Here is a 10,417-nt window from a genome sequence, read left to right as displayed (position 1 = left end):
AATGTGCACGCCAAGCGCAATCTTCGGCGCGATCGCCGGCACTTTTTTGCTGAAAAAGCCAACAACGACCGCAGCGATAATCGGGATATTGTAAAATCCGAACATCTCCTGCAAATAATAATATAATCCTGAAGGCGCATACAAAATGAAGGGCGATACGATAACCGCTACGATACCAAGCGCTATGGCAAAGATTCTGCCTACCTTCACCAATTGTTTATCCGTCGCATCCGGCTTGAATATCGGTTTATAAATATCTAACGTAAACAAGGTCAACGAGCTATTCAAGGCTCCGTTAAAGGAGCTCAAAATCGCACCGAACAGGACGGCTGCGAAAAATCCGGACAGCAGCGTCGGCAATACTTCAATGACAAGTGATGGATAAGCCATATCCGCATTGCTTAACGAGTTGTTGAACAGATGGTAAGCGATGATGCCAGGCAGTACCAGATAGAAGGCCCCGAAGATTTTGAACATGCCGGCGTACAGAACGCCCTTCTGCCCTTCCTTCAGGTTCTTCGCTCCCAGCGTGCGCTGGACGATCGCTTGGTTCGTACACCAATAGAACAGGTTGTTGAAAAGCAGCCCCGCGCAGATCGTGATCCATGGCACTGGGGAAGAACTGTCTCCAATCGAGTTCAATTTTTCCGGCTCCTTGTGCAGGAGCGTGCTCACGCCTTCGGCCAGGTTGCCGCCGCCAAGCGCGAACAGTCCAAGAAACGTAATTAGAAGCCCGCCGACAATGAGCCCGACACCGTTCAGCGTATCCGAGAGCGCGCACGCGCGCAGGCCGCCGAGCACGACATAGGCGATCCCCGTAATTCCAATCGCAAGGGACACAATCAAAATAATATTGAAATCACTTAGACCGAACAGGTCTGAAATGTTGAATATCGTATCCAGCACCAGCGCCCCGGAGTAGAGCACCGTAGGCAAATAAGCAACGGCATAGCCGAGCAAGAAGAGAACGGATATAATCTGGCGCGTTCGCAGATCGTAACGCTGTTCCAAAAAATCCGGGATCGTTGTAATTCCCGTCTTCAAATAACGCGGTAAAAAGATGAAGGCCATGAAAATCAATGCAATCGGAGACGTCACTTCCCAAGCCATGACGACCATGGACGTCGCATAGCTCTGTCCGTTCAACCCCACCATTTGCTCTGTCGACAAATTGGTAAGCAGGAGCGAGAAAGCGATTACAACACCAGTCAAGCTGCGCCCGCCGAGAAAGTATCCATCCGAGCTGTTGAGGTTAATGGTGCGCGTCTTGTACCAGGAGTACCAGGCGACGATTCCGGTATACAATAAAAAGGTAATGACAGTAATGTAGGTCATGAAAGCCCTCCTTCTCCATGTATAGAGAAATCTGTTTGCTTACCGCGCCTCGTGTGGGCTGCATAATGCGGCTGGTGTAGTCACCTCAACCAATTGCCCGGTCTCAAACGATTCCTTGCACGCATACCCAAGCGCGGTCGACAGCACCCCGTCTTCCACCTTCACTTCCGGCTGTCGCCCTTCTAGAATCGCCCGCACAAATTCAATGCCTTCGTCCAAGTAAGCCTGCTCGAACCGCTCCAAGAAGCCGTTCGCACATTCGCGCACCACACCGCGGCCATCCATGATGGCCACCTGGTTTTTCTCCGGCACCGTGCCGATGCGCAGCGTTCCCAGTGTGCCGATAATTTCGGTTTCAATATGATAGCCATGCGCGCAGTTGCGGCCCGCTACGAACATCCCCATCTTATTGCCGGCAAATTGAACCAAAGCCGCCCCCGTTTCGGCGTCCTGCAGCTGCGCCAGCTCTGTGTGGCGATGAGATCCGCCGATCGCCCATACCCGCTGCGCTTCCGCGCCCAAATACCACCGCGCCAAATCGAGGTCGTGAATGGCCATATCCAGGAACAGGCCTCCGCTGTAGTTGCTCTTGGCAAATTGCAAAAAGCCTGGCATGGCCTGAGCCGGATCGATGCCATAGCAGCGTATGAGCACAGGTTCGCCGATTGCTCCCGCTTCAATTTTCCGCTTGGCATAGACGTAGGAACGATCATATCTTCTCATAAAGCCGAGCATAAACACTTGATTGGGATGCCGATGCACCGCCTCTTGCACACGCAGCGCTTCCTCCATATACAGTCCAAGCGGCTTTTCGCTGAATACATGAAATCCTGCTGCCAACGCCTTTTCAATCTGATCGCAATGATAAGAGGATGGTGAGGCAATGAAAATAGCGTCCAGCTCTTTGTTGCGCAGCATTTCATCATAATCGGTATAGCCATAAGGCACCCCAAGCTGCGCCTGCGCCTCCTCAACCTCCTCCGCCTTGATGCTGCATACCGCCGTTAGTCTGCAGTTCGGAATGCGAAACGCCAAGTTGTCGGCGTGCTGCCGCCCGAGCCGCCCCAAGCCTACGAGTCCTACTGATACACATCTGTTTTGTCCCATATGTCAGCCTCTTCCCTTCCTCTTAATAGAGGTTGTTCAAAAAGTCATTTTTTGATCACGAAGTATACCGGGAGCCACATTCGACAACCTTCTCGGTGCTGAAAAGCCGACTTTTTGAAGTCGTAATTAGATGCCTGCTTGCCGCAAGATGTAATCTCTCGCTTTTAACGCATATTCTAACGGATTCGCCGTGGCAGGATCCTGCTCCGCTTCTACGAGCATCCATCCGCGATATTTAGCTGCAGATAAGGCTTTGAACACTGGAGCAAAGTCTATGCAGCCGTCTCCGGGAACGGTAAATACTCCTTCCTTCACCGCTTGCAGGAAGCTCAGCTTATCCTCGCGCGCGCGGCGCGCCACGTCGGCGCGAACGTCCTTCAAATGGACGTGCTTAATCCGGGCCATATAGCGGTTCAATACGCTCAATGGCTCTTCGCCCGAGAACACAAGATGGCCGGTATCATAGAGCAATGACACCAATTCCGGGTTCGTGCCTTCCATAAGACGGACAATCTCCTCCGTAGTCTGGACGCCTGTCCCCATATGATGATGGTATGCAATGTGCATATCTTTCTCCCTGGCCAGCTCTCCGAGAACGTGCAAACCATCGATTAAGCGCTTCCAATCATCGTCGCTGAACACCGGCTTGCTGTCGAACAACGGCATGTTCATCTGACCTTGGACACTGTGCCCCTGCTCGGATACGACAATGACCTTCGAACCCATCGCGTGCAGGAAGTCACGGTGCTGAATGAATGCAGCCGTCGTCTCTTCCAATGGCTTTACGGTAAGGAACGCGCTGAACCAAGCGCTGGCCACCTCCAAGTTGCGCAGACGGAGCGCTTTTTGTAGAACGCTTATATTCCGCGGGTACTTATTGCCCACTTCCGTTCCCGCGTATCCAGCGAGCGCCATTTCGCTCACACATTGCTCGAATGTATTCTCTCCGCCCAATTCGGGCATGTCATCATTCGTCCAACCGATGGGCGCAATCCCAATCTTTACGCTGCCTGCTGCAAACACGTCTATTCCTCCCCGATGTCATCGTAGCGTCAGCAGGGTGCCGGGCGGCGCAGCCGCGATGGCCTTTGCATGCCGGTCTGCCCGCCCGCTCCCGCCAAGATACGAACTTTGTTGTAGCTTCCGTGTCAATAAGGTCTTGCCTGCTGCAAAAATCGGCGGCGCTCCTCGCTCGCCCGCGCTATTTCCGGCTTGCCGGACACTGCCGCGACGCCTACATTCCACCAAGCGCCATATCCATTCGTCATCGTCTTCGGCAGCACTTTAATATCAATGAGCGTAGATATCGTCTGCCGCTTAGTCGCCGCAACGGCTTGCTCCAATTCCTCAATTGTGCGCACCGTATACGTGAGCGCTCCGTAGCCTGCCGCGCTGAGAGCAAAATCAATGCCGACAAGCGGACCGTCCAGCTTGCCGGTGGATGGGTTGCGCTCGCGGAATTCCGTGCCGAAGCTGCCCATGCCGTTGCCCATTTGCAGGTTATTGATACAGCCGAAGCCGTTATTATCGAATAACAGGACGTTAATTTTTTGTCCTTCTTGAATGCTCGTAATGAGCTCGGAGTGAAGCATCAGATAGCTTCCGTCACCCGAGAAGGCATACACTTCCCGATCCGGCTCCGCCATTTTCACGCCGAGCGCCCCGGAAATTTCATATCCCATACAAGAATATCCGTATTCCATATGGTACGAATGCGGCGCTTCCGCCTTCCACATCCGCTGCAAATCGCCGGGCAAGCTGCCCGATGCGCCCACAACGACCGCATCGTCACCAAGCAGCCGATTCAATACCGCCAGCACCTGTGTCTGCGTCAGGCAGCTGCCAAGCGCCTCCGCATATTCCGGCAGCGCCTCATCCAAGTGTCCCGCGATTTCAGGCGTGAACGAGCCAGGCACGTACCGGATGCCGGCCAGCCGCTTCCATTCCTCGCTCCATGCGGCGCGTGCCGCTTCAATCTCCGTCGTATAGGCGGAACGGTATCCGGCGGCTTCCAGCCGCTGCTGCATCGCAACCAGAGCTGCCTTCGCGTCGGCCACCACCGGCATGGCATCGAGCTTGAGCGCTTGGAACTCCGACACGTTCACAGTCAAGATGTCCGTGCCGGGACGGCCGAACAGCTCCTTTGAGCCGGTCGTAAAGTCGGTAAAGCGCGTGCCGACGCCGATAATGAGATCGGCTTCCTTGGCGATCTCATTTGCCGCTGCGTTGCCCGTCACCCCGATGCCGCCGAGGTTGAGCGGATGCGAGCCAGGCACCGCGCTCTTGCCTGCCTGCGTTTCCGCCAGCGGAATGCAGAACGTTTCCGCGAAGTCTTGCAGCGCCGCTCCCGCCTCGGAGTAGCGCACGCCGCCTCCGCATATGAGCAGCGGCTTGCGCTTGCGCGCAATGAGCTGGACCGCATCCTCAAGCGCCGCTTCCGCCGCCGGGCGGCGGTCTATCCGGTGCACGCGCTTCGCGAAGAACGATGCGGGATAATCATGCGCTTCCCCTTGCACATCCTGCGGCAGCGCGATCGTGACGGCTCCCGTATCGGCCGGGTTCGTGAGCACGCGCATCGCTTGAATGAGCGCGGTCATCAGCTGCTCCGGCCGCACGATGCGGTCCCAATATTTGCTCACCGGACGGAACGCGTCATTCGTCGATACCGTCAGGTCATGCGGCTGTTCAATCTGCTGCAGCACCGGGTCGGGCTGGCGCGAGGCGAACGTGTCCCCCGGCAGCAGCAATACCGGAATCTGATTGGCCGTGGCCGTGGCAGCCGCTGTCACCATATTGGCGGCGCCGGGTCCCACCGATGACGTGCAAGCACAGATCTGCTTGCGCCGCATCTGCTTCGCGAACGCTACTGCGGCATGCGCCATCCCTTGCTCATTGCGTCCTTGATACACTTCCAAGCTTCCGCTGTCTTCTTCCAGCGCCTGGCCCAATCCCAATACATTGCCATGGCCGAATATCGTAAAAATGCCTTTGACAAAGCGCTGCTCCACTCCATCAAACTCGACATATTGTTGATTGAGAAACTTGACAAGCGCTTGCGCCGTAGTCAAACGAATCGTTTCCATACCGAACACCATCCTTACCAGCGCAATGTGACCATCTTTTTACGCGTATAAAATTCCACCCCATCCGTGCCGTTCGCATGCAGGTCGCCATAGAAGGAATCTTTCCAGCCCGAAAACGGGAAGAATGCCATCGGTGCTGGAACGCCCACATTCACCCCGAGCATGCCCGCATCGATATGCTCCCGGAACTGTCGCATATACGCGCCGCTTGCCGTAAAGAGACAAGCGCCATTGGCGAACCGGGATTCATTCGCCCACGCAATCGCTTCATCGAGATCCTTCACGCGCACAATCGACAGCACCGGCGCGAAAATTTCATCCTGCCAAATCTTCATTTGCTGCGTGACGTCATCGAAAATCGTCGGCCCCATGAAGAAGCCCTCGCCGCTTGCTTCCGCATCTTGGCGGCCGTCGCGGACCAGCCGCGCTCCTTCCTTGACGCCTGCGTCAATATAGCCAAGCGCGCGCTCCTTATGCGCTTCGCGGATAACGGGACCGAGGAACACGTCCTCCTTCACGCCATTGCCGATAATTAGCTCATCCGATGCTTTTACCAAGCGCGATACGAGCTCATCCGCAACCGATTCCTGCACCAGCACGACCGCGCATGCCATACAGCGCTCGCCGGCGGAGCCGAAGGCAGCGTTAATAATTTGCGTCGTGGCTTGCGCCAAATCGGCATCCTCCATGACGATCGAGTGGTTTTTGGCGCCGGTCAACGCTTGCACACGCTTCAAGTTCGCCGTTCCGCGCTTGTATACGTACTCGCCCACAGGCTGCGATCCGACGAAGGAAATCGCTTTGACCAGCTTATGGTCGAGCAGACCGTTCACGACGTCATGCGCGCCATGCACGATGTTGAGCACGCCTTGAGGCAGACCCGCTGCTTCCATCAGCTCTGCCAGACGGCATGCAAGCATCGGCGTGCGCTCGGACGGCTTCAGCACGAACGTGTTGCCGCAAGCGATCGCGAGCGGGAACATCCAGCACGGCACCATCATCGGGAAGTTGAACGGCGTAATGCCGCCGACGACGCCAATCGGGTAACGATACATGCCGGATTCGATGTTCGTCGCAATGTCAGGCAGCTGCTTGCCCATCATGAGCGTCGGCGCGCCTGCGGCGAATTCGACGCATTCGATGCCGCGCTGCACCTCGCCGTACGCTTCCTTGTAGTTTTTTCCGTTCTCCAAAGTAATGAGCTTCGCCAGCTCGTCCCAATGCTCGATCAATAGCTGCTGGTATTTGAACATAATGCGCGCCCGGCGCGGCACGGCGGTGCGGGACCATGTCGTGAACGCCTTCGCTGCCGTCTCTGCCGCTTCATTCAGCTCTTCCATGCTTGACAACGGCACGTGCGCGATAATTTCGCCTGTCGCCGGGTTGTATACCGGCTCTGTTTTCCCCGATGTGGACGCTTTCCATTCTCCTCCGACATAGTTGCGAATGGTTATTGCTTCTGCCATGTTCCATTCTCCTCTCGTCATTTCCTTGTTGTATCGCATAACCTATAACCTATACTTCCGGCTTCCTGCCCGATTCCGGGCCGTTTCCGTCGTTGTTCCGTTTCCATTAAGCTTGCAGCGCATGATGCGCGTTCAGCAGCAGCATCTTCTTCTTCGCTTCTTCCTTGACCGCCTCCATCGGGCCCGCAAACAACGCAACGCGGTCGAATTCGTCCGGCTTGGCCTGTATTTCGCTGCGCAGCGTCTTGCCGAAGGCCATGCGGAGCGCCGTGCCGATGTTGACCTTGCCGATGCGCGTGGCTGCAAGCTTACGCAGGTCGTCATCCCGCACCCCCGTCGAGCCGTGCAACACAAGCGGCACGGTTACGAGACGCTCGATGTCTGCCAAGCGGCCGTAATCGATCGGTGCCGCCTGCTCCTCCATCCGGTGGAGCGTGCCAATCGCGACCGCGAGCGCATCCACCCCCGTTTCCTCGGCGAATATTTTCGCTTCACCCGGATCGGTCAGTCGCGCCTCGACATTCAGCGAGGGATCGCTGTAGCCAACCGCGCCGATTTCCGCTTCGACGGGGATGCCGCAAGCATGCGCCATCTTTACGATTTGCCGCGTGTTCCGCATATTTTCTTCGAGCGGCAGCTGCGAGCCATCGTACATGATGGACGTATAGCCGCTCATAATCGCTTCCGCCGCTGTCTCGAATCCGTCGCCATGGTCCAAATGGATGCAGACCGGCACGCTTGCCCGCTCGGCCAAGCTCCGGTACAACGCGCCCGACACCTGCAGCGGCATGTAGCGCAGCGCAACCTTGTTCGTCGCCAGAATAACCGGCGCCTTCACTTCCTCTGCCGCAGCGATAACCGCAGCGGCGTCTTCATAGCCGAATACATTGAACGCCGGCACCGCGCCATTTTTTTCTGCAATGCCCTGCATCATTTCCGTCAAAGTGACGAGCATGAGCCGTTCCTCCCCACATTCTCATCTCATTTTCTGTTTACTCCCCGCGCTCCGCGCTTGCTATGAAAGCATCCAGCTCATCTGTCGCCGGCATGGCTTCAGAGCAGCTGTGACGGGAAATGACGATAGCGGCCGAAGCGCTGCCGTATTCCATCGCACGCGGCAGATCCCATCCTTGCATCAAGGCGTAAATCATGGCGGATGCGTAGGAATCGCCGGCGCCGAACGTTTTCAGCACCTTCGTCTTAAAAATACCGCCTTTATATGCTCCGCCTTCCTTCGTGTAAGCGATGGAGCCGTCCGATCCGTGCTTGATGAGCACCACTTGCGCATGATGCCCGAACCATTTCTCCGCCGTCAGCCTATCATCCGCCTGATGGCCGGCGAACTTCTCCATCATGTCGAACTCTTCGCGGGTGCCGATAATAAAATCGCATTTTTCCGCAGCGAGCTGATAATAGATCGACGTTTCGGCAACGTTCTTCCATGTATAAGGACGGTAATCCAAATCAAAAAATACGAATACCCCATGCTTGCGCGCATAATCCAAGGCGACAAACACTGCCTCGCGCGACGGGCTTGCGGCAAGCGCCGTCCCCGATATAAGCAGCGCCTTCGTCTGCTTGATATACTCCTCCGACACTTCCTCCGGCTTAAGCAGCATATCGGCCGCATTGTCCCGGTACATCAAAATGCTGCAGTCGGTCGGGCTTTTAATTTCAGTAAAAGCAAGTCCGGTCACAGCGCCCGTATCATCCACGGACAACTGCGACGTATCTATTGATTTCGCTTTCAAATACTGTTCAATGTAACGTCCCATTTGGTCATCGGCCAGCTTGCCGATAAAGCCGCTCTTCATCCCGAGACGGGCTGCGCCAATCGCAATATTCGCCGGAGATCCGCCCACGTATTTCGTGAACGTTCTCGTCTCCTCCATCGGCCGATCGATTTCGTTCGCATTCAAATCAATGCACAGTCTCCCAATCGCAATCAGGTCAAACGGCCGATTTGCGGGAAATGTTAATGCACTCATGCCCAGTCAGCACCTCCGTGTGGTCTGCTTCAAGCAATATGCAGCAGGCTGAAGCAACGCTATGATGTAATCACTGAATTCATGCAATTTGAGTTAAGCGCTTACCTTAAGGCTAATTATAATCACACCCTTTTGGCAATGTAAACGCTTTTCTGCACAAATTTTAAGTTCTTTTTTTCACAACCTTATGTCTTTTCATATTGAAAATGATTCGTTTATACATCAACCCTGACGCTTGTTTTCTGTTGTCGGCACGCTTTTCGTCTTGCCAATGTCTTACGTATCCCGTATAGTTAAAATATGAGTTAAGCGCTTTCCCTTGCTTTGACTATTTTATGAGACAGAAAGCAGGGATGTTCATGCTTCAAGTTGGAATCATCGGTGCCGGACGAATCGGCAAGCTGCACGCAGACCATATTCAACACATGCGCAATGTGCGTGTTCGCGCCATATCGGATGTATGTATTGCGGGATTGGACACTTGGGCTTCCGAGATGGGAATTCCCGTTGTGACGAGTGATTATCGGGATTTACTGAATGACCCGGAAATTGAAGCGGTGTTCATCTGTTCGCCAACGAGCACGCACGCTGCGATTATTCAAGAGGCCGCACAAGCTGGCAAGCATATTTTCTGCGAGAAGCCGGTCAGCTTCTCCGTTGACACGACCGAGCGGGCATTGGAAGCGGTGAAAAAAGCGGGCGTGAAGATGCAGGTTGGCTTCAACCGCCGTTTTGATCATAATTTCAAAAAAGCGCGTGATGTAGTGCAAGCGGGCAAGATCGGGACTCCGCATCTGCTGCGCATCACGTCCCGCGATCCAGAGCCGCCTCCGGCCGAATACATTTCCAAATCCGGCGGCTTGTTCATGGATATGACGATTCACGACTTCGACATGGCCCGTTATGTCATGCAGAGCGAAGTGGTCGAGGTCTATGCGCAAGGAGCCAATCTCATTGATCCGCAGATCGGCGAATTGAACGATATCGATACGGCTGTCGTCAACCTCCGCTTCGCGAACGGCGCGCTGGGTATCATTGAGAACAGCCGCAAGGCGGTATACGGTTATGATCAGCGCTTGGAAGCCTTCGGTTCAGAGGGCTGCGTCACTACGAACAATGACCGCGCATCCACAGCGATTATCGCAACGGCTGACGGGGTGCAGATCGACAAACCTTTATATTTCTTTTTAGAGCGGTATACACAAGCTTATATTCAGGAGGTCGGGGATTTCGTCCGCGCCATTCTCCATGACGGGCCTATCGTGTGCGACGCGAACGACGGACTGCAGGCGGAACGAATCGCCCGTGCGGCGAAGGAGTCGCTGCTAAGCGGACGTCCTGTCAAGCTGGAGCATGAATCGGCACCTATGCAGCATCAATAAGCGCAACATTTGCAGCAGGAGTTTGGAGTTCGCAAGAATTAGCGGATGTTTGGAGT

8 protein-coding genes (1 of these 8 running past the window's edge) are annotated in these 10,417 nt (G+C 55.1%); 1 reads left to right on the top strand and 7 read right to left on the bottom strand.

Annotated elements, in window-relative coordinates; translation table 11 throughout:
* From JSQ80_RS14430 to iolC, 7 genes are all read right to left on the bottom strand, one after another.
* Positions 1–1,335, bottom strand: the 5' portion of a protein-coding gene (locus JSQ80_RS14430; protein WP_206095765.1) for a solute:sodium symporter family transporter. Its footprint begins 255 nt before the window's first position; only the first 1,335 of its 1,590 coding nucleotides appear in the window; its start codon is at positions 1,333–1,335; its stop codon lies beyond the left edge, outside the window.
* 39 nt (positions 1,336–1,374) lie between these two features.
* Complete coding sequence (locus JSQ80_RS14425; RefSeq protein WP_206095764.1) at positions 1,375–2,442, bottom strand: Gfo/Idh/MocA family oxidoreductase; 1,068 nt, start codon at positions 2,440–2,442, stop codon at positions 1,375–1,377.
* A 126-nt stretch (positions 2,443–2,568) separates the two neighbouring features.
* Positions 2,569–3,465: a myo-inosose-2 dehydratase gene (iolE, locus tag JSQ80_RS14420; protein ID WP_206095763.1), complete on the bottom strand. Its 897-nt coding sequence runs from the start codon at positions 3,463–3,465 to the stop codon at positions 2,569–2,571.
* A 125-nt stretch (positions 3,466–3,590) separates the two neighbouring features.
* Positions 3,591–5,525, bottom strand: coding sequence for a 3D-(3,5/4)-trihydroxycyclohexane-1,2-dione acylhydrolase (decyclizing) (gene iolD / locus JSQ80_RS14415; protein WP_206095762.1), 1,935 nt, complete (start codon positions 5,523–5,525; stop codon positions 3,591–3,593).
* A gap of 14 nt (positions 5,526–5,539) precedes the next feature.
* Positions 5,540–6,991, bottom strand: a complete 1,452-nt coding sequence (locus tag JSQ80_RS14410) for a CoA-acylating methylmalonate-semialdehyde dehydrogenase (RefSeq protein WP_206095761.1) — start codon at positions 6,989–6,991, stop codon at positions 5,540–5,542.
* 106 nt (positions 6,992–7,097) lie between these two features.
* The gene (locus JSQ80_RS14405; protein WP_206095760.1) at positions 7,098–7,946 is read right to left on the bottom strand and encodes a class II fructose-bisphosphate aldolase; all 849 of its coding nucleotides are present in this window, start codon (positions 7,944–7,946) and stop codon (positions 7,098–7,100) included.
* 37 nt (positions 7,947–7,983) lie between these two features.
* Complete coding sequence (gene iolC, locus JSQ80_RS14400) at positions 7,984–8,979, bottom strand: 5-dehydro-2-deoxygluconokinase (protein WP_206095759.1); 996 nt, start codon at positions 8,977–8,979, stop codon at positions 7,984–7,986.
* Between the two features lie 353 nt (positions 8,980–9,332).
* Here iolC and iolG point away from each other — a divergent pair, with 353 nt between their 5' ends.
* Positions 9,333–10,361, top strand: coding sequence for an inositol 2-dehydrogenase (gene iolG / locus JSQ80_RS14395; RefSeq protein ID WP_206095758.1), 1,029 nt, complete (start codon positions 9,333–9,335; stop codon positions 10,359–10,361).
* Positions 10,362–10,417: the final 56 nt, after the last annotated feature.

This window comes from Paenibacillus apiarius, assembly GCF_017052585.1.
Classification (GTDB): Bacteria; Bacillota; Bacilli; order Paenibacillales; family Paenibacillaceae; genus Paenibacillus_B; species Paenibacillus_B apiarius.
Note: the sequence above shows the minus strand (reverse complement) of the source record. Positions and strands in the feature narration are given on the sequence as shown.